This window comes from Shewanella inventionis, from assembly GCF_019931735.1.
Taxonomy (GTDB): domain Bacteria; phylum Pseudomonadota; class Gammaproteobacteria; order Enterobacterales; family Shewanellaceae; genus Shewanella; species Shewanella inventionis.
Genome location: NZ_CP082926.1, coordinates 988,905 through 1,009,078, shown reverse-complemented (window position 1 = coordinate 1,009,078; position 20,174 = coordinate 988,905). Strand labels below are relative to the sequence as shown.

15 protein-coding genes are annotated in these 20,174 nt (G+C 44.6%); 8 read left to right on the top strand and 7 right to left on the bottom strand.

Features of this window, described 5'->3' with window-relative positions; all coding sequences use genetic code 11:
* Positions 1-62 precede the first annotated feature (62 nt).
* A complete protein-coding gene (groL, locus tag K8B83_RS04580; RefSeq protein ID WP_188740891.1) occupies positions 63-1,700 on the bottom strand; it encodes a chaperonin GroEL in 1,638 nt (545 codons plus the stop codon).
* 58 nt (positions 1,701-1,758) lie between these two features.
* Complete coding sequence (locus K8B83_RS04575; RefSeq protein ID WP_124015245.1) at positions 1,759-2,049, bottom strand: co-chaperone GroES; 291 nt, start codon at positions 2,047-2,049, stop codon at positions 1,759-1,761.
* Positions 2,050-2,263: 214 nt separating this feature from the next.
* Here K8B83_RS04575 and K8B83_RS04570 point away from each other — a divergent pair, with 214 nt between their 5' ends.
* Both K8B83_RS04570 and K8B83_RS04565 read left to right on the top strand, forming a co-directional pair.
* Positions 2,264-3,730: an MATE family efflux transporter gene (locus tag K8B83_RS04570; RefSeq protein ID WP_188740890.1), complete on the top strand. Its 1,467-nt coding sequence runs from the start codon at positions 2,264-2,266 to the stop codon at positions 3,728-3,730.
* Positions 3,731-3,824: 94 nt separating this feature from the next.
* Positions 3,825-4,190 (top strand): hypothetical protein, encoded by a 366-nt coding sequence (locus K8B83_RS04565; RefSeq protein ID WP_223419258.1) that lies wholly within the window; start codon positions 3,825-3,827, stop codon positions 4,188-4,190.
* Between the two features lie 36 nt (positions 4,191-4,226).
* Here the strand turns inward: K8B83_RS04565 and K8B83_RS04560 are convergent, their stop codons facing one another.
* Positions 4,227-4,811 carry an FxsA family protein gene (locus tag K8B83_RS04560; protein ID WP_188740888.1) on the bottom strand — a complete coding sequence of 195 codons (585 nt, stop codon included), beginning with the start codon at positions 4,809-4,811 and terminating at the stop codon, positions 4,227-4,229.
* A gap of 201 nt (positions 4,812-5,012) precedes the next feature.
* Here K8B83_RS04560 and cutA point away from each other — a divergent pair, with 201 nt between their 5' ends.
* The 6 genes from cutA to K8B83_RS04530 all read left to right on the top strand — a co-directional run bounded on the left by cutA (position 5,013) and on the right by K8B83_RS04530 (position 11,785).
* Positions 5,013-5,339: a divalent-cation tolerance protein CutA gene (gene cutA, locus K8B83_RS04555; RefSeq protein WP_188740887.1), complete on the top strand. Its 327-nt coding sequence runs from the start codon at positions 5,013-5,015 to the stop codon at positions 5,337-5,339.
* Complete coding sequence (locus K8B83_RS04550) at positions 5,336-7,192, top strand: protein-disulfide reductase DsbD (protein ID WP_223419256.1); 1,857 nt, start codon at positions 5,336-5,338, stop codon at positions 7,190-7,192. The genes cutA and K8B83_RS04550 overlap by 4 nt, the downstream gene beginning before the upstream one ends.
* A 137-nt stretch (positions 7,193-7,329) precedes the next feature.
* Complete coding sequence (locus tag K8B83_RS04545) at positions 7,330-9,000, top strand: cation:proton antiporter family protein (RefSeq protein WP_223419254.1); 1,671 nt, start codon at positions 7,330-7,332, stop codon at positions 8,998-9,000.
* A 175-nt stretch (positions 9,001-9,175) separates the two neighbouring features.
* Entirely contained in the window at positions 9,176-10,318 is a 1,143-nt protein-coding gene (galK, locus tag K8B83_RS04540) for a galactokinase (protein ID WP_223419252.1), read from the top strand.
* A gap of 23 nt (positions 10,319-10,341) precedes the next feature.
* Positions 10,342-11,382 (top strand): aldose epimerase family protein, encoded by a 1,041-nt coding sequence (locus tag K8B83_RS04535; RefSeq protein WP_223419250.1) that lies wholly within the window; start codon positions 10,342-10,344, stop codon positions 11,380-11,382.
* Positions 11,372-11,785 carry a DUF2391 family protein gene (locus K8B83_RS04530; RefSeq protein WP_223419248.1) on the top strand — a complete coding sequence of 138 codons (414 nt, stop codon included), beginning with the start codon at positions 11,372-11,374 and terminating at the stop codon, positions 11,783-11,785. Before K8B83_RS04535 ends, K8B83_RS04530 begins: the two co-directional genes overlap by 11 nt.
* 140 nt (positions 11,786-11,925) lie before the next feature.
* Here the strand turns inward: K8B83_RS04530 and K8B83_RS04525 are convergent, their stop codons facing one another.
* From K8B83_RS04525 to K8B83_RS04510, 4 genes are all read right to left on the bottom strand, one after another.
* The gene (locus K8B83_RS04525; RefSeq protein ID WP_188740883.1) at positions 11,926-12,369 is read right to left on the bottom strand and encodes a hypothetical protein; all 444 of its coding nucleotides are present in this window, start codon (positions 12,367-12,369) and stop codon (positions 11,926-11,928) included.
* Positions 12,370-12,870: 501 nt separating this feature from the next.
* Positions 12,871-13,881 carry an NAD(P)H-quinone oxidoreductase gene (locus K8B83_RS04520; RefSeq protein WP_188740882.1) on the bottom strand — a complete coding sequence of 337 codons (1,011 nt, stop codon included), beginning with the start codon at positions 13,879-13,881 and terminating at the stop codon, positions 12,871-12,873.
* Positions 13,882-13,999: 118 nt separating this feature from the next.
* Positions 14,000-16,990 carry a VCBS domain-containing protein gene (locus K8B83_RS04515; protein WP_223419246.1) on the bottom strand — a complete coding sequence of 997 codons (2,991 nt, stop codon included), beginning with the start codon at positions 16,988-16,990 and terminating at the stop codon, positions 14,000-14,002.
* 122 nt (positions 16,991-17,112) lie between these two features.
* Positions 17,113-20,157, bottom strand: coding sequence for a TonB-dependent receptor (locus K8B83_RS04510; RefSeq protein ID WP_223419244.1), 3,045 nt, complete (start codon positions 20,155-20,157; stop codon positions 17,113-17,115).
* Positions 20,158-20,174 lie beyond the last annotated feature (17 nt).

Genomic DNA, 20,174 nt, shown 5'->3' with positions numbered 1-20,174 from the left:
CGTTTAGCTTTCTTAAACGAGTGGTGAAGCAACGCAGTTATCATCGATTTAGACCAGCTAGATTACATCATGCCGCCCATTCCGCCCATACCACCCATGCCGCCCATATCTGGCGCAGACTCTTGTGGAATTTCAGAAACCATGGCTTCAGTGGTGATCATAAGACCTGCAATTGACGCTGCAAACTGTAATGCACTACGGGTTACTTTAGTTGGGTCTAGGATACCCATTTCTAACATGTCACCGTAGGTGTCGTTGCCGGCGTTGTAACCGTAGTTACCAGTGCCATTTTTAACAGTGTTAGCAACAACTGATGCTTCTTGGCCTGCGTTAGTTGCGATTTGACGTAAAGGCGCTTCCATCGCACGTAGGGCAATTACCACACCGTGTTTTTGGTCTTCGTTAATTACTTCAACGTCTTTAATTTTGCTTGCTACGCGAACAAGGGCTACACCACCACCGGCTACCACACCTTCTTCAACTGCTGCGCGAGTTGCGTGTAATGCATCTTCTACGCGCGCTTTTTTCTCTTTCATTTCAACTTCAGTTGCTGCGCCAACTTTGATGACTGCTACGCCGCCAGCAAGTTTTGCCATACGCTCTTGTAGCTTTTCTTTGTCGTAGTCAGACGTTGACTCTTCAACTTGTTGTTTGATTTGAGAAACACGAGCTGAAATCTGCGCTTGGTCACCATTACCATCAATGATAGTAGTGTTGTCTTTAGTGATGATAACGCGCTTAGCTGTACCTAAATCTTCTAGGGTTGCTTTTTCAAGCTCTAGGCCGATTTCTTCAGCGATAACAGTACCGCCAGTTAGAATTGCCACGTCTTGAAGCATTGCTTTACGACGGTCGCCAAAACCAGGGGCTTTAACAGCAGCCACTTTAACGATGCCGCGCATGTTGTTTACCACAAGCGTTGCTAATGCTTCACCTTCAACGTCTTCTGCAACGATAAGCAATGGCTTACCGGTTTTTGCTAGACCTTCAAGGATTGGCAATAATTCACGGATGTTAGACACTTTTTTGTCTACTAACAAAATGAATGGGCTGTCTAGTTCAACGCTGCCAGTTTCTGGCTTGTTGATGAAATATGGTGATAGGTAACCACGGTCAAACTGCATACCTTCAACAACGTCTAATTCGTTTTCAAGCGCTTGGCCTTCTTCAACGGTGATAACGCCTTCTTTACCAACCTTTTCCATTGCTGTTGCAATGATTTCGCCAATAGACTCGTCAGAGTTAGCAGAAATAGTACCTACTTGAGCAATAGCTTTAGTGTCGGCACAGTCTTGAGAAAGTAGTTTTAGCTCAGCAACGGCTGCGATAACCGCTTTGTCGATACCGCGCTTAAGATCCATTGGGTTCATGCCTGCTGCAACGGCTTTTAAACCTTCAACAACAATAGCTTGCGCTAATACAGTTGCTGTTGTGGTACCGTCACCGGCTGCATCATTGGCTTTAGAAGCAACTTCTTTCACCATTTGTGCGCCCATGTTTTCAAACTTGTCTTGTAGTTCGATTTCTTTGGCTACTGACACACCATCTTTAGTAATAAGTGGTGAACCAAAGCTTTTGTCTAATACAACGTTACGACCTTTAGGGCCTAAAGTTACTTTCACTGCGTTGGCTAGAATGTTAACGCCTGCAAGCATTTTTACACGTGCGTCATTACCAAATAAGACTTCTTTTGCTGCCATTTTTTGATGTTCCTTTAAATTTAATGATTAATTGGAAAGTCGAGTTGATGGGCGAGGCTTAGCCTACAACTGCCATCAGGTCAGCTTCTGACAGGATTAATACTTCTTCACCGTCAATTTTTTCTTTTTTCACGCCATAACCTTCATTGAAGATCACAACGTCGCCCACTTTTACGTCAAGTGGTGTAACTGTGCCGTTTTCTGAAATACGACCATTGCCTACTGCAAGGATTTCACCGCGAGTTGATTTCTCTGCAGCGCTGCCTGTAAGCACGATACCGCCTGCAGATTTAGATTCAACTTCTAAACGTTTAACGATAACGCGGTCATGTAATGGACGAATATTCATCTATGAACTCTCCTAATGATTTGATGCCCAAAAAACGAGGCTGTTGACTTACAAATAAGGGTTTTCCCCTCGATGCATGTGATATGGGGGTGATTGATCACAGATCCAAGGGGGATTTTAAAAAAAACTACACTTTTTTTAAGTCTGTTTTATTAAAGCGCTATTAATCCTGATAGAATTCGACACCTTTAAAACCCCAAGCCCTAGAGAATAGATGAAAGACAAACACGGGTTGCTTAGCGCTCCTATTGGTCGTGTGCTGCTTAATATGACCTTGCCAAACCTGATTGGTATTATGACCATTCTGGGCGGCAGTTTGGTAGACATCTTTTTTATTAGCCAACTGGGCACAGAAGCTTTAGCGGCAATCAGTTTTACTTTTCCTGTTACGTTAGTTATTTCAAGCATAGGTATAGGTATTGGCGCGGGAGTGTCAACCAATCTTGGCCGCTTAATTGGTTCTGGTCACGCGCCTGAAGCAAAAGTCTTTTTATTCGACACCCTGTGCATGACCTTAATCATTATTTGGGGATTATCGATATTGGGCTGCGTGTTTATGGAGCCTATTTTTAGCTTACTTGGCGCGAACGAAGCCAGCTTGCCGTTAATTAATGATTATATGTGGTACTGGTATTTAGGCGCGCCAGCCCTAGTACTGCTGATGGTCGGCAATCAAGGACTACGTGCTACGGGTGACACGCGTTCACCGGCTAAAATAATGATGTTGGCTGCGGTGGTAAATTTAATTCTCGACCCGCTGCTTATCTTTGGTATTGGCCCTTTTCCACGTTTAGAAATACAAGGGGCTGCCATTGCCACGACACTGTCTTGGATTGTGGCAATGTCGTTGGCTGGCTATTTAATTGTGATAAAACGTAAGCTGATTGAATTTGCCAGTTTTGATGTCGGCCGGTTTATATTGCACTGGAAAGCTTTGGCACATATTGCGCGCCCAGCAGCGTTAATGAATGTGATAAATCCTATCGCTAACGGCATTATCATGGCCATGCTTGCAAGGATTGATCACACAGGTGTCGCGGCGTTTGGTGCGGGGATCCGCCTTGAGTCAGTGCTGTTAATTGTGGTGATGGCATTGTCGTCAAGCCTAATGCCTTTTATTGCACAAAACCTGGGGGCCAACCAACCTGTCCGAGCCAAAAAAGCCTTATTGATGTCGTTACAGTTTGTGTTTGTTTTTCAAACCTTATTGTTTATCCCGTTGTATTTTAATGCCTCAGCCATTGCCCAACTATTTACTAATGATCCTTTGGTAATCGACTGGCTGAGTTTTTATGTGATGGTATTGCCCGCAGCTTATGGCCCGCTGGGCATTGTGATTATTTTTGCAACCAGCTTAAATGCCTACCATAGACCGTTGAGCTCTTTAGTGATAAATCTGTGTCGGTTAATGTTGTTAATGCTGCCATTTGCGGCGTTAGGGGCATATATAGGTGGCGTTAAGGGTGTCTTTTTGGCGTTACCCATCACAAATACGTTAATGGGCATTGCCTGTTATTACCTTGCTACTCAAATAAGTGAACCAAGCGATATTAAGCATACAGTTTCATGCACCGATAAGCGTCAGGATGACTCAATCAGTAACATTACGACAGAGAGCAACACGGGTTTATCGGCCACATCTAAGCGTGCAGACGCCTCTATTAATCGCTTGGTAGATTAATTTCACATTAACCTCAATGACAAGCTCTTGCCTTTGGCGAGTATCGATGACTTAATAAGATTCATTGTGACTTTTTAGCTCAGCCCAATACGTTATGAAAAAATCCATTTATGCCGCATTATTGTCGGCTCTGATTTGCCCTGGAAGCGGCCAACTTTGGCTAGGTAAAAAATGGCTTGGCTGGGGATTTATTAGTGTCAGCTTGCTGTGCATCATGGTGCTAATGAACCACATTATTAGCCGTGCACAAGTGATTGCCGAACAGATTTTGGCGGGTAATGTGGCTAACGATTTAAGCTCCATTTACGCCGAAGTCACTAAAGTCGCGCTGGACTCACAATCGGCTGAGTTATCGCAACTCACATGGCTGTTTATTGCCAATTGGACGCTCAGTATTGCCAGCGCATTTTGGCTTGGTGCCAAACAAGATAAGCAATTAAACACAAAAACAACCGACTAAATCAGGTTAAGTCGGCTGTTTTTGCATGATGAAGGGCTACTTTTTATCGTCTTTAGGCGCTACCGGTTCAACATCAATAATGTCATCATCGGTTTTAGCTTGCTCAATGTGATGGCTGCGAGGTTGCTCGTCTTTACGCTCAAAATCACCATCAAAGGTATTACCATTTTGATCAAATGGGTTTTGCCCACCAAATGGGCCCGATTGACCAAAAGGGTTTTGGCCTGGACCAAAACCTGCTTTAAATCCACCATTGGTCACCATGCGCAGCTGCATCCGCTTATACAAAAAGGCCGCGATGGGGGCACGAGTTAATGGGGTTAGTAATATTAAGCCAATAAAGTCAGTCACAAAGCCAGGAATAAGTAATAACACCCCTGCCGCTGCGAGCATCATGCCTTCTACAATTTCTTTGCCTGGCGCTTCACCTCGTGCCAACTTTTGCTGCACTGTCATTAATGTGCTTAACCCTTGGCTACGCACTAGCGACACTCCAACTACGGCAGTAAATAACACTAAGCCAACCGTAGTCCAAGAGCCAATAGAACTGGCGACTTCAATCAATACGTTAAGCTCAATAACCGGAATAAGTACAAATATTAACAATAAAATAAAAAACATATTGGCCTCTAATCATCGCTTTTTGCTAAAGTGGCGACTTAAAAATATTATGCCGATGAAACTTAAGTGGGGGTTATCGGGTCTGTTTTCAAGACTGGTCACGAATATCATCGCTGTTTAGTGAAAACTTAGCTAAATAAGCGTAATGTGATGACGCTTTAATTATAACGCCTTTAACTTAAGTAAACTTTAAGATTGTATATGTATAAACCTAAGCAACTCGTTATTTTAACCACCTGCCCAGATACTGAAACCGCAAAAATGATTGCCGGTGCGCTCGTTGATAAACAATTGGCAGCATGTGTTCAAATCGGTCAGGTCGTTGAGTCGGTTTATCGGTGGAATAATGACATTTGCCAGTCACAAGAAGTGCCTTTGCAAATCAAATGTATGGCTGAGCAATACAAGGCGATTGAGCAACTTGTGATCCAAATGCATCCCTATGAAGTACCAGAATTCATCGCCATGCCAATCACTAATGGTTTTGGCCCTTATTTACAATGGATAGAAGACAACTCACTATCATGAAAAAAATCGTTTCGCTTTGCCTCACGTCCTTGTTATTGATGTCATCAATGTTACTTGCTCCTTCGGCGCTCAGTGCCAATGCCTCAAGTAACACTTTTAGTTTTTTAAGTAGCGAACCCAAGCTCATGCCCGTTAATGAGGCATTTGCCTTTGATTACCAGCAGCAAGGTAATCAGCTAAAAATGAGCTTTGTGATTGCCGATGGTTACTATTTATACCGCGACAAATTACAGTTTTCGGCAGAGGGTGCCGTGATAGGCGATATTGAGCTACCACGCGGAAAAAACCATAACGACGAATACTTTGGCGACCAGGAAGTGTACTACTCGTTTGTAGAGATCCCAGCTGGGTTAAAACAAGCCAATGCCGATGCCGTTATTACCGTTACCTTTATGGGATGTGCTGAAGGTACATTGTGCTATCCGCCAACTAAAAATGAGGTAAAACTCCAAGCTGTTGCCGAAAATGACGGCATGATAACGGCTAAAAAAGTCATTGGAGCACCAGAGTCAACGGCATCATTACCGGCTACAGATACTGCAAAAGCGCCGATTACCCAACAAGATAGCCTAAGCCAGATGCTACAAAATGACAGCCTGCTTTGGACGTTACTGATCTTTTTTGGTTTAGGTATTGGATTGGCGTTAACCCCTTGTGTATTTCCTATGTATCCGATTTTGTCGGGCATTATTGTGGGTCAGGGTAAAAAGCTCTCTACCGGCAAAGCATTTACGTTATCAATGGCATACGTACAAGGTATGGCCATTACTTATTCGTTATTAGGTTTAGTGGTGGCATCTGCTGGGCTTAAGTTTCAAGCGGCGTTACAACATCCTGCTATTTTGATTTTCTTGGCAGTGATGTTTGTGCTGTTAAGTTTATCGATGTTTGGCCTGTACGATTTAAAATTGCCATCAAAATGGCAAGAAAAAATGAACGACATGTCGAACAACCAAAAAGGTGGCAACCTGATTGGTGTGTTCTTAATGGGTGTTATCTCTGGTTTAGTCGCCTCTCCTTGTACTACAGCACCGCTATCTGGCGCATTGATTTATGTGGCGCAATCTGGCGATTTAATTCAAGGCTTTTTGGCGCTGTATGTGTTGAGCATGGGCATGGGTGTGCCTTTGTTAATCATTGGTACCTCAGGCGGTAAAATATTGCCTCGTGCCGGTGCCTGGATGGATATTATTAAAACCATATTCGGTTTCTTACTGATTTCGGTATCGATTGTGATGATTGGTCGTATTTGGCCTGGTCTGGTGTCGGACTTATTATGGTCTGTGTGGGGCGTTGCGTTAACCGGCTACTTAATGCACCAAAACAAGCTTAGTGAGTTTAACTGGAAGCAAACGACCCGTGGCGTATTACTGCTACTGACATTGTTAGCTAGCTTCTCGTATGGTTTCCAAGCGCTTATGACAGGGTTAGGTCACGAGACACCAAGCATAACTAAAGCTGGATTAAACGGTGAAGGTCATGGTGAAACCAACCACTTTATTCGTATTAAGTCGCTTGCTGATTTAGAAGTTGAGCTAGACAAGGCTAGCATCAGCGGCAAAACCGTGATGTTAGATTTGTATGCCGACTGGTGTGTGGCATGTAAAGAATTTGAAGCCATTACCTTTAAAGACAACGAAGTCGCTAAACGTATGGACCAAATGGTATTACTGCAAGCCGATGTTACCGCCAGTGATGATATTGATATTGAATTACTAGAGCATTATGGCGTATTGGGGCTACCAACCTTATTGATGTTTAATCAAGACGGTGAGCAACGTGAAGATTTACGAGTAACGGGTTTTATGGGGCCAAAAGACTTTGCCGCTCATTTAGACCTGTTATTAAAATAACGTAAAATATTTTCTATTTAAAAACAGCATCTTTAGTCACTAAAGATGCTGTTTTTTGCATTTAATCCATTAAAGTCATCGAAAGTTCAACTTTTTCTTATACAATGTGGTTTTATATTCTTCATTCAAGGAGTGTTATGGAACCTGCAATTCTTATTATCACCTTACTGTGCGGCATGCTGGTGAGTCGAGTCGGTTTACCACCACTCATTGGTTATCTCGTCGCGGGCTTCGTATTATTCACATTCGGTATTGAAGACAGCAGCTTACCTATTTTACAGCAACTGGCTGACTTGGGTGTTACCTTACTGTTATTTTCTATCGGCCTTAAACTCGACATTAAAAGCTTATTTAAAGCAGAAGTCTGGGCAGGTTCGAGCTTGCATTTAATTGGCTCTATTATCTTTTTTGTGCCAATACTCAAACTATTAGGATTTTTAGGCATTGAGCAACTCGACGGATTTACGATAAATCAGTTGATGTTAGTGTCATTCGCGCTGAGTTTTTCAAGTACGGTATTTGCGGTAAAAGTGTTAGAAGACAGCGGTGATATGCAGTCGCTTTATGGCCGCGTAGCGATTGGTATCTTGATTATGCAAGACATCTTCGCGGTGATATTTTTAACCATTTCCAAAGGGAATATCCCCTCTGTTTGGGCCTTTGGTTTATTATTACTGCCATTTGCACGCCCGTTAATTTATAAAATTTTCGACCGGGTTGGCCACGGTGAAATGCTGGTGCTCTTTGGCTTAGTTATGGCATTAGTGGTAGGCGCATGGTTATTTGAAGCGGTAGGATTAAAGCCCGATTTAGGCGCACTGATTATCGGTATTCTACTGGCTGGCCACGCTAAATCATCTGAGTTAGCCAAATCAATCTACTTTTTTAAAGAGCTTTTTTTAGTCGCGTTTTTCTTAACTATTGGCTTAAATGGTTTACCTACGTTGGCCGACATTGGTTTAGCCACCATTTTAGTTGCCCTAGTGCCGGTTAAAATCATGATGTTTTTATATCTACTCACCCGCTTTAAATTGCGCTCACGCACGTCGTTGTTAGCGTCGTTTAACCTAGGTAACTACAGTGAGTTTGGTTTGATTGTGGCAGCCGTTGCTGCATACAAGGGGTGGCTACCGGCAGAATGGTTAATCATTATTGCCGTTGCCTTGAGCATTAGCTTTTTATTTGCCGCGCCGCTTAATAGCAGTGTCAGCAAAATTTATCAGCGTTATCAATCAACGCTCACTAAGCTTGAACGTCACCCATTACACCCTGAAGATAGACAAATTCGGATTGGTAATCCGCGCTTTTTGATTTTAGGTATGGGCCGCATTGGTTCTGGTGCTTACGATGAACTACGCGCTAAATATAACGGCGAAATTTTAGGGATTGAGCACAAGCAAGAGTTGGTGGACTTTCACCGCAGTCAAGGTCGTAATGTAGTGCAGGGCGACGCCAGCGATACTGACTTTTGGGAAAAACTCGAGCGGGCTCCAAATCTTGAATTAGTACTGTTAGCTATGCCAAATCATGTGGGTAATTTGTTTGCGGTCGAGCAACTGCATAAACTGAATTACGAAGGCAAAATTAGCGCCATTGTGCAATATTCTGAAGACGGCGAGTCGCTTAAAGAATCTGGCGTGCATACGGTGTACAACTTGTATGAAGCCGCTGGTGCGGGTTTTGTTGATCATGTGATCCATGAGCTGTTAGATTCGCCACCTGAATTAGTACCGGAATCTGTAGTTGTCAATGATACAGACGTCGACACTGTAGACACAGAGAGTCAGCCGGTTCAGTCGCCATCATAAAACTAATCAACCTTAAGCAGAGATCACACAACGCCTACACATTATTGTAGGCGTTTTGTTTAGCACACAGTATTTTCAATTTTAGTTCAGATAAGAAAATCTCAGTTACAGACACGGTAAAGTCATGCTATAACTCAAAGGTTCTTGTCACTCTTTAGTTTGGATTTTTTGAAGTATGTCTAACCCTGCTCAACGTGCAACTAAATTATTTGTTCAAACATTCGGTACCAAGCCTGACGAGTTATATCAGGCGCCTGGCCGAGTGAATATTATGGGTGAGCATACCGATTATAACGAAGGGCTTGCACTACCAGCAGCCATTAACTTTCATACTGTTATTGCGGTAAAACACCGCGACGATAATTTATTCCGTGCTGTTACCACTGCGTTTCCTGGACAAATTAAACAATGGCGCTTTGGTGAAGAAGGCTCTGTTGCCGCGGCTGATGACTGGACCCATTACCTAAAAAGTGTCACAGCAGCAATGAATCAATCGGGCTTGCAAGCAAAAGGGTTAGATTTAGCCATTGTCGGTGATGTACCACTCGGTGCGGGGCTATCGTCGTCTGCAGCATTAGAAATCGCCTTTGGTACTGCCATAAGTTATGCCAGCCAATTACATTTATCGCCATTAGCGATTGCTCAATTGGCGCAACGCGGCGAAAGCCAATTTATGTGTTTAGACTGCGGCATGATGGATCAAATGATCAGCGCCATGGCTGAACCCGATCACGCCCTGTTAATCGATTGCCTAGAACTTGAAAGTGAACCCGTACTTTTGCCTGAAGATCTCAGCATGATCATTATCGACCTTAAGCAAGGGCGTCAGGCATTTGTACAACAATTTGAACAACGCAAAAAAGAGTGTAGCAATATCACTCAATTACTCGGGCTCGATTCGTTACGCGACTGCTCATTACATTTATTGACCCAAAGTAAAGATTTACTCAGCGATGAGCAATTTCGCCGAGCACGTCATGTGATCACAGAAAACCAGCGCACCAGCAATGCCGCGCGCGCTTTACAGCAAAATAATATTGCCCGGTTTAGCCAGTTAATGGCGCAATCACAAATGTCTATGCGTGATGACTTTAATATCATCACGCCAGAAATCGACACCTTAGTGACCATGATTGCAACGCTTATTGGCGAGCAAGGCGGCGTACGCATGAGCGATGGCTGTGTGCTTGCATTAGTCAGCCATGATTTAAGCGATGATGTGATCAATTTGGTTGAAAACCAGTTCTTTACTCAAACCGGTATTGAAGCAACCATACACTTATGTTCGGCCAGTGGCGGTGCAGGACGCATCCGTTAAATTAACCAAAAAGAGAGGCGTAAATGGTACGTTTTAGTGTGCTTGAACCTTGGCAAGATCCCCGTGGTGGAGAGATTGAGCGGGTTAGAATTGATAATGGCATCATCGCACTTGAAGTATTAAGTCTAGGCGGGATTATTCGATCATTATGGACACCCGACCGCAATGGCGAACGCAAAAACATCGTCTTAGGTTGCGACAGCGCTGAAGACTATTTAACCCAACAGGCACATTTAGGTGCCATAGCTGGTCGTTACTGTAATCGTATTGCTAATGGCAAAATGGAATATCAAGGCCAACATTACTCATTGAGCGTTAACCAAGCCACAAACTGTTTACATGGCGGCAAAGAAGGCTTTAATCGCAAACAATGGCAATTAGGCACCTTGAGCGACGGTGTACGCTTAACCTTAAAAAGCCCTGACGGCGATATGGGATTTCCTGGCAATTGCAACGTGCAATTAGACTACCGTTTGGTTGGTAATAACCTATATGTAGAAATACTGGCCAGTACCGATAAACCTTGTCCAATCAGTTTAACGCAGCACAGTTACTTTAATTTAGACGGCAACCGCAGCCACACCAACACAGAGCACACCTTGCAGGTAGATGCTAAACACTACCTTACAATGAATGATGTAGGCATACCGACGTCAATTGAGCCGACTGCTGGCAGTGACTTAGATATGACAGTTACCACACCAATGTCGGTACAAACACAGCGCGCCGCTTTAGCAGCCACTAACGGCTTTGATCACTGTTATGTATTAGATAATCCAAGCGCAGACTTACAACGCTTTGGTTGCCTGGCAAGCCCTAATAGTGGTCGCCGCATGACGGTGTATACAAACCAGCCTGGGGTGCAGGTGTATGGCGCCAATTTTTTACAGGGCACTGTCGCGAAAAAACAACGAGTCCTTGTTGACCATCAGGCGGTTTGTATTGAACCTCAAATGTTGCCAGATTCACCCAACCAACCTAACTTGCCGGGGGCTAGTGCAGTTTGGGTGACACCCAATAGCGTTTATCACCACATTACTCGCTACCAGTTTGATGCCAAATAAGCAGCCCATAAAGCCAACGTTTAACGCCGAAGATCTCGGCCAAATTGCGGTTGGGGCTTTTGCCTTGTCGGTACCGATTGCGTTTTCAGAAGAGGCGTGGCGGTTATCGGCAAGCTTACCGACGTTAAATTTAGTGCTCGTGGTGGTCTTGTCGTTAGCCTTTATCACCCTATTTGCCTATCAGAGTGTGTTTCAGGCCAATATTACCAAACGCAGACGAGCCTTTTTACTGCGGGTTGTCGCGGCTTATTTACTGACATTACTCGTGGTGGGAATTGTGTTATTAGCACTGGATAAATTGCCGCTCATTACTGAACCAATCTTAGCATTAAAGCGCATTATTTTAATTGCAATGCCCGCATCGATGGGCGCCATTATTGTGGATAGTTTTGATAAAGAATAAGGTATTAATACAAAAACGAGCATAAAAACAAACGGCATAAAGAATCGTCATTCTTTATGCCGCTTTAACGTTTTGGGACCACAATCTAACAACCACGTTGGCGCACTTTACTGTTATCAATAACAATCATAAGTGTGCAATTAATCGTCTAGGTTATCGCCCATTTCGTCATAAGTATCATCATCATCGTCATCTGTATCATCAAAATCAGGTATATCGTCATCATCTGAATCTACAACTTCATCTGGCTCGGCCACGGGTTTGGCTTTGCGCGGTGGTGCCGTATCAGGCACTTTTGACAGGTCTATCCGTGATTGGTGCTTTAACATAAACTCAGCACGTGCAGCTTTCCAAGCATCTCCAAACTCAGCCATAGCGGCTTTTGCTTGTTCGTCATCTAAGTCGTGTAAATTAACTTTAACGATGTCTTCTACAAATTCAACAATGGTATTTCGCACAGTGTGGAACATGTAGATGCGCCCTGGTGACGCTGATGGTAATTGGTTATCATGAATAACGATAGCGTTACCTTTCGCTGTTCTTAATTCACCAACCCAAAGTTGTTTTTTTGCTGTGTTATACATATATGCTAACGCCCTTAAATCAACACATATACTAAAAATGATGCAGTGTTATGAGCAAAAATCATCTCATTGTGCACCACGATTAACTGTTCTGTATTTACGTGGGTATTTAAACAGAATATTTCTGAGAATCAATGCCTAAAACGATGAATTTTTCCCGTATCGTCATAAAAAAGCCCTTCTTTGGACAATTTTTTGAATAAATGCATTCATCATGACTAAAATTCATGGCGATTATTCAGCCTTTCGACCATATTGAAATATTTCATCCGAGCCGTGGTGTTATCGCACTGAGTCTCACTCAGTGGCAGGCAAGTGATATGTAGCACTGCATTAGACTCTCTTAATGGACATTGATAACAGGACAATAGCTTAAATAAATCAGCCTTCAAGTTTTTTACCTAAAAACTTTATCGGCATCGCACAATCTTTGTTAAATAAAATAACAATTCAGGGCATGCAACGCTGACAACTTCAACATAAAAAGACTCGCAACTCACATTATGACTTCGCCAATAAATCTAGCACTATTTTGCCTTTATGCTTGCCCGACTCCATTAACTCATGTGCCTTTACCACTTGTGCGAAAGGAAACACGCTATCGATGGGTATGTTCATGTCACCACTATTGAGTAATGGCCAAATGTGCTCGGCCAGACCTTGAGCGATTTGCGCCTTGTTATCGACACTTTGTGGGCGTAATGTTGACCCTGTCCACACCACGCGCTTTGCCATAATGCGGAAAATATCGATAGTTGCTTGTGGGCCGCGCTGCATTGCCACTGACACCATGCGTCCGTCGATAGCGATGGCTTTGAGGTTTTCATTAATAAAATCGCCACCAGCGATATCCATAATCACATTAACGCCCTGGCCATCAGTTGCGGCTAATATCGGCTCAACAAATTGCTCCTCGTTATAGTTAATCGCTACACAGGCACCTTGCTCAATACAGTATTGGCATTTTTCAGCACTGCCAGACGTGGCAAACACTTTTGCACCCAGACGGCTCGCCATTTGAATCGCGGTCGTACCAATGCCACCAGAGCCACCATGAATTAGTACCGTCTCGCCAGCTTTAAGCCCTGCACGAATAAACAAGTTTCCCCATACAGTAAAAAAGGTTTCAGGCAGTGCAGCCGCTTGCACATAACTGTAACCTGTTGGGAGCGGTAAACAATGTGCGGCGTAAGTGTTCACGAGCTCAGCATAGCCGCCGCCCGGTACGAGCGCGCAAACTTTATCGCCAACCTGCCATTGAGTGACATCATCGGCCACAGCAATAATCTCACCAGCAACCTCCAAACCAATAATAGGACTAGCTCCTGCTGGCGGCGGATAAGCGCCTACGCGCTGTTTAATGTCTGGGCCATTAACACCCGCAGCGTACACTTTAATGGTCACCTGGCCAGCTGAGGGTAAATCGAGGGTTGATTGCGTCATGGTCATCACAGTCGGCTTGCCAGGTTGCTCAACAGTCACATGAGTAAATTGTCTGTTATGTGTTGCCATAATTTATATCCTGATTTGGGAGTGAGCTAAGATCGAGTAGAAGGCGGAATTACTCCCACCTTCTATTTACGATACAGCTTTAAACCCTGCTAGTTCAACCAGCAGAGAATGAAAGTTGTTACTCTACCACCACGACGACCTCATTGCTGGCTGAGTTATAAGGTGACGCAGGATTGTCGGTATCCAGCGAGTCTCCTTCAACATAAGATTCAAAGTTGTCAGCAAATACCATATTATTTCCGGACTTATCCGAGTAAATAATTAAGTCATCAACCGTAAATTTAGCGGTCTCTGGTCGTACACCACTGTTGTCACCAAACCTGAACGAAACGTGCGTCACACCACCGATAGAGTTGTTATCTGGGGTAAAGCCTTCGGCGACAATACTCACGCCGTCCACTTCAACCGTCACCAATGGATTAACCTCTAAGTTGCCATTCGGATATTCCCAAGTGATAACAATGTCCATAAAGGTATCTAACAAGACGGTGGCCGCCGACGTATCGACACCACTTGGGCTTCGAACTTCAAAGCTATCATCTTTGATACGCAAATCTAAAATCGCGCCATCGTTATTGGTAGCAGAATTAAATAGCGTGATAAAGGCATCACCATCACCTAATTCATCATCTAAACGCTTAACAGATACCGTAACTTGACCTTGCGCCAGTGGGCCATTGCTCCCAAGCGCATAACGCAGCTCTCCGGTATCAGTTGCATCGGTATCAATAATAACGGCGACCTTATTGGCGCCACCTATATCCCCGCCAACACCGGTAATGGTAATCATCAGTTCAGCCGTTGTGCCGTCGACAGATTCAATAATGATCGTATCAGTTTCACGCTCACCACTAACCAGAGCCGCAATGATACTGTTGGTAGTATCAAGCAAGTAGGTCCAGGCGCCGTTTTCCAAAATGGCGAATTCGCCAAATGTGCTGGTGAACGAGGCTGGAACAATAAAGGCTTCGCCTTCATCCGGGTCAACAACTGTGACGGTTCCGGTCAATGCTTCAGTAGCATCACTTGAAATTGCCGCAGTCAAGTCAAAGAAAGCCGCTGGTGTCGGCTCGTCAGTGCCATTGCCAACATCAAATACCACAACCTCAGAATAGATCGCTAAGTTATAAGAGCTGCCGACACCATCCAAGGTTTCGCCTTCTGCGTAGCTTTCGAAATCATCTTCGAATACGCTGGTTGTGCCTGCAACGTCGGAATAGACCGCAATATCGTCGACATAGAAAGATCCAAAAGGTATCGTTCTGTCATTGTCACCCAATCTAAATTGAATGGCTTTAACACCATCGGCAAACCACTGATTAATATCAGTGAAATCGGGATCAACCACCGCCGCAGTAGAGAACGAACCACCACCAATCACTTCACCGTTAATGTTAAGGGTTAATTGCTCGGCGGCATCTAAATCCCAGGTAAGTTCAACGGTATAAAATTGCTCCTCCACAAAAGGAGCGGTAATCATCTCACCAGGATAAGCGGCGCTTTCTGTGTTTCTCACCAGGAAGCGAGGGGCAATGGGCATGCCATCACTGTCCGTTTGCGACCCTTGAATACGCAAATCAATTAACGCCTCACTTGAGCTACCGGAAGAACCATAAAGGGTAATGTAGGCATCTTTAACATTGCCATCACTGCCCAACGTTACATCTTTAGAAAACGACGCACTGAGTTTACCTTGACGTAAATTATTAACACTAAATCTAATTTCGCCAGTGTCATTACCGGTATCCGAAATCTTCACTAACTGTGTTAACGCTGCAATACGAATGACGATGTTGGCAGTGGTCCCATCAATCGATGCAATGGTCACCGTATCATTAACAGAATTACCAAGCTCCAGGTTTGCAACCGTTTCGTTGTCTACGTCTACTGTGTATGACCAGTCACCTTGTGCACTGATACTGAAGGTACCATAGCTAAGAGGCTCGTTAGTTTGTGCCAGAATTTCATCTTCGCCAAAGTTCGGGTCAATCACCGTGACAGAACCTGTTAACGGTTCGGTGGCGGTGTGTTGCACAGTACCGTTTAACATTCCTTCAATAATTGCAGCAACAGGGGTGTTGTTGTAGCCAATCGCAGATCCAATAATATTAAGTAAAGAGACATCAATATCATTGGCGATTACTGATACAGTTTGCAAATTCGTCTGGGCCGTCTCAAAGGCATCTAACAGGGTCTGTGAGAACTGCCCATCAGCTAAATCAGCAGCAATTTCAGCGATTAGCATAGCTATATTTTTGTCAACGTTGTCAGCATCAAGTTGCGACAAAAGCGCTAATACCGAACCATAGCGGTCAGCATCTAGTGCACCTGTAGCACCCAGTGGCACAGCGCCTACCTCCGTCGGTAAAACGGTTGTCGTGTCAAAACGGATCCCAAAGCGGGTATTTATTGCTTGAGCAAGCTCAGTAAATGCGCTCAAATCTGACCCCGCCGCCTGTACTGCCATTTCGGTCAAAGGAGACACGACATAAGTAGGAGCAGGCATGTCTGCGCTGCCTTCAACAACATTAACCACCGACCTCAATGCTGGCGCATCAAGCATTACGCCCGTTGACTCATCTTTGTAGGTACCGCCTGAACACGAGATTAAGCCCGTCCCTTCAAAATGAACGTCAGTAAAGGTAATACTGCCCATCGCATTGGACATTGCGAAGGCCTGAGCAGATGTTGCCGCTGCACCGGTGTCAGTAACGGCAAATATTTCGCAATTTGCGCCGCTCACCGGTCCTTTTACCACATTTGCTGTCACATCCAGGGTTGGCAGTATTATTGACGTCGATGCGCCCACACCTTCTGTGATATCAGCTTCATCTGTATATCTGGCTGACACGGATAGGATAGTACCTTCATCCGCCTCCGTAATAGTGTATGACGAACCGGTAACTCCGGTTGACCAGGCGTAGACCAGGGTGTCGTTTCGAATACCGTCTGCATCACTCACCGATGCTGAGAGGGTGGTACCTGCGATTAATGCCCCTCCGCTGATTGTGATACTCCCTCTGCTATTACCAGCCAGTTCGTTGTTATCACCACCACAACCGACCAAAGCGGTTGCCAGGATGATGGCAGTTAGAGACTGTTTAAACATGCTTTCTGCTCCTATTGGTCCAGTGCTAACAAGTTGCTTAGTACTGAACACAAATAATATAGGTAAATACGTGCGGGCTTTATCCTTCACCCGCATCTTGATTCAGAACTCTAATGAGTTGCTCAGTACTTCAAGCTGATACCAGCAAAAAGTTGCGGACCATAATCGTTAACTTCACCCAGGTTGCCCTGCACAAAGTAGTCTTGTGATTTAGGTGCACTAAACAGGTTAATCGCTTCCACTTTTGCCTTGAGATGTTTATTAATTTTGTATGATGCACGCGCCTCCCAGACACCGACTTCATCAACATAACGGAGTCGGGTCCCGTTGCTGGTGTAGGGCTGGAAGTATTCACTGCGATACTTGTAGATAAGTGCGGTATCAAAGTCGCCGATTTGGTAGTAGATCTGACCGCTGAAAACATGTTGAGAAAAGCCAGGTACTGAAGCCGGTGGCACAATACCCTCCGTTAACTGACGAGTGGTCCCATCTAAATCAGTAATATAGGTATCTCCATATAAGCTATCTTCAAACTCGAAGTCTGTGTCGGCGTAGTTGTAGCCCAGCTTAATCCCAATGCCACTGTCCCAGCGATAGGCCATTGAGGCCTCTAATCCATAAAGATTGCTTGAATTTTCCGTGGTAACCGAATTAGTAATCGGTAAGGTCACCGTCTGGCCATCAACAGTAAAGTCTTCCAGTACTGTCTGCTGTTGGAACCCACCCTGGAATTGTTTATAGTAGAGACTAAGCGCAAAGATCGAATCTTCGTTGGGATACCATTCCACTGCTACGTCATAATTCCATGACATCAGAGGCTTAAGATTTGGGTTGCCAGAGCCATTTACGCCAACAAATAAATCTGCCAACGAGGTTGGCGCCACATCATCATCTGTTTGAAATGTGCGGCTGTAACTCATATCACTAGGATTTGCCCGAGACATGCCCCGATAAATACCGGACCGCAGCAAAATGTCGTCACTGTAATCCACCACCAGGTTAAAGCTGGGGAGTATTTCGGTATAACCGCCGCCGCCAGTAATGGACTCTAAAGAATCGCCGGTAACCAGGCTCAGCACCCCTAATTCATTGGTAACAACATCAAAACTGTTTCTGAAACCAATTGACGTTACGTCGGTATCAACCAGTCTCACCCCAAAGTTACCGCGAACATACTTACCCAGCATTTCAGTATCGTAGTTGGCCATAATATAGGCCGACAGGGTTTTTTCAGTGACATCCTGAGTGCCGGTATTTTGATACTCAACTTGCGGATAGGCAAAATCCCCACCGACTGAATCCACCAGCGCTTGCGAAAAACAGACATTATCGTAAGTCGCCCATGATGAGCCAGTCCCACTGGAGACCACATTACCGCTACTGTCTATGTTGGTAATAAGATTACCGTCAGACACTGAGGATAAAAAATTGCTTTCAGGGAAATCGATCTGACAATTCGTCAACACGTCTAATGCGGATATTGCACTTTCATCCAGCAATATTTCAGTGCGTGAACCACTGCCCTGGTTGCCACCAAACTGCACATAAGACAGTTCGGACGCTCTCACGCCAGCTTGCACACTGGTGAACACATTACCGTCCAACTCATACTTAAAGTCCAGGCGTGCAGAAATAATCTCATTTTCACGCACACCTTCTCTGTCAATACGTGTGCGTAAGCTGTCTGTGAAATTCGTAATGTCAGTCACATCAAAATCAGTGACGGTAAGATTTGGGATGTACTCCCCCATATCCCAAGTAAAAAAAGGCCGTCCAGACGTTCTGCCCCGGTTAGAAATTTGCAATTCTTCACGTTTGGTTTGCGAGTAACCGAAATCGGCGGTGATCGTTAAGCGATCGCTGAAAAAATGTTCAACATTAAGGCCGAACCCACGATAGTTTTCTTCACGGGAATACTGCTCGCCGGCAGATTCAAAACGCTCTTCGCCTTCCCAGTGAAGAATTCCCCCTACGTCATTGGTAATAAGATTTTGACCGGTTACACCCGGCGTAACGTATTTTTGTAGGAAGAGTAAATCATGACGAGCTTCCGACTGGATACGATCCGAGAATTGCGCATCGAAGTTAATATCCCACACATCGGAAGGGCGATATTGTAAGGCAAGAAACACTGAGTCACGCTCATCGGACGTTTCGTTTTGTCGATAACTACTGCTACTACCGGTCCAAGCGTAAGGCGTACCGGCACTTTGTGCTTCACCCGTCGCGGGGTCAATAGCCGTCTGATAGCCCTGATTGCTGCTGCCACTCACCTGGTCTTCACAATCTCCGGCTGAACTTCGGAAAAAACCTTCATTGCTGTTGGTGGGATCGTTTAAACATGCCCACAAAGAAGAGCCGGTAGGGCTTGAACTGCGATATTCAGCTTCAGGCTGGCTGATATCCTGACGTTGCAAACCAAAAGAAACCCCTAAAGACTGATCATTGGCAAACTCAAATTGGTCAACAAAACTAAATGTAGCACGACCGCCAAGGTCTCCTTGTAATGAGTTGTCAATATTGCCCTCATCAGGGTTATAGTTCAGTTTAACTTCCCCTTGAACTTGCTGTTTGCCGTAGTCTAGAGGTTTTAGCGTTTCTAAGGTGATGACGCCGGCAACACCACCTTCGATCATTGATGCGTCTTGAGTTTTGTAAATAGCAACCTTTTGCATTAACTCCGACGGAAATTGAGAGAAGTTAACCGAGCGGTCACCACTTCCGTTCGTCGCTTCACGACCATTAATGTGCGTGGCGCTCAAAAAGGGACCTAAGCCCCGAATCGTAATTTCTGTCGCACCGCCATTCTCACGGTGAGACGCTGCCCCCGTTATTGACTCTAAGGCTTCCCCAATTGAAAGTGCAGGCAAATCACCGATATCTTCCGCAGATAAACCATCAACAACAGTGGTTGCTTCGCGTTTTATAGAAATTTGGTCTTGGATTGTTTTACGGGTGCCGACAACTCCAATCACTTCGATTTCAGCTGCAACGTTATCATTTTCTTTTTTAGGTTCATTGTTTATGTCCTGCGCATTGGCTGACAAAGCACAAAAATTGGCTAGAGAGGCAACTGCTGCCATTTTTACCAATCTTGCTACACGTGTAAGCCTGAATTGCCTCACTTGCGTGTGTGTATATCTAAAATTATCGAATCTAGGCCCCATATCCTGTTCTCCGTTAT

Bases quoted from the DNA above. Each gene is read 5' to 3' on its own strand.
- K8B83_RS04530 (WP_223419248.1), top strand. From the start codon at position 11,372: ATGCCAAATAAGCAGCCCATAAAGCCAACGTTTAACGCCGAAGATCTC.
- K8B83_RS04565 (WP_223419258.1), top strand. From the start codon at position 3,825: ATGAAAAAATCCATTTATGCCGCATTATTGTCGGCTCTGATTTGCCCT.
- cutA (WP_188740887.1), top strand. From the start codon at position 5,013: ATGTATAAACCTAAGCAACTCGTTATTTTAACCACCTGCCCAGATACT.
- K8B83_RS04545 (WP_223419254.1), top strand. From the start codon at position 7,330: ATGGAACCTGCAATTCTTATTATCACCTTACTGTGCGGCATGCTGGTG.
- K8B83_RS04520 (WP_188740882.1), bottom strand. From the start codon at position 13,881: ATGGCAACACATAACAGACAATTTACTCATGTGACTGTTGAGCAACCT.
- K8B83_RS04515 (WP_223419246.1), bottom strand. From the start codon at position 16,990: ATGTTTAAACAGTCTCTAACTGCCATCATCCTGGCAACCGCTTTGGTC.
- K8B83_RS04575 (WP_124015245.1), bottom strand. From the start codon at position 2,049: ATGAATATTCGTCCATTACATGACCGCGTTATCGTTAAACGTTTAGAA.
- K8B83_RS04560 (WP_188740888.1), bottom strand. From the start codon at position 4,811: ATGTTTTTTATTTTATTGTTAATATTTGTACTTATTCCGGTTATTGAG.
- K8B83_RS04570 (WP_188740890.1), top strand. From the start codon at position 2,264: ATGAAAGACAAACACGGGTTGCTTAGCGCTCCTATTGGTCGTGTGCTG.
- galK (WP_223419252.1), top strand. From the start codon at position 9,176: ATGTCTAACCCTGCTCAACGTGCAACTAAATTATTTGTTCAAACATTC.
- groL (WP_188740891.1), bottom strand. From the start codon at position 1,700: ATGGCAGCAAAAGAAGTCTTATTTGGTAATGACGCACGTGTAAAAATG.
- K8B83_RS04550 (WP_223419256.1), top strand. From the start codon at position 5,336: ATGAAAAAAATCGTTTCGCTTTGCCTCACGTCCTTGTTATTGATGTCA.
- K8B83_RS04525 (WP_188740883.1), bottom strand. From the start codon at position 12,369: ATGTATAACACAGCAAAAAAACAACTTTGGGTTGGTGAATTAAGAACA.
- K8B83_RS04535 (WP_223419250.1), top strand. From the start codon at position 10,342: ATGGTACGTTTTAGTGTGCTTGAACCTTGGCAAGATCCCCGTGGTGGA.
- K8B83_RS04510 (WP_223419244.1), bottom strand. From the start codon at position 20,157: ATGGGGCCTAGATTCGATAATTTTAGATATACACACACGCAAGTGAGG.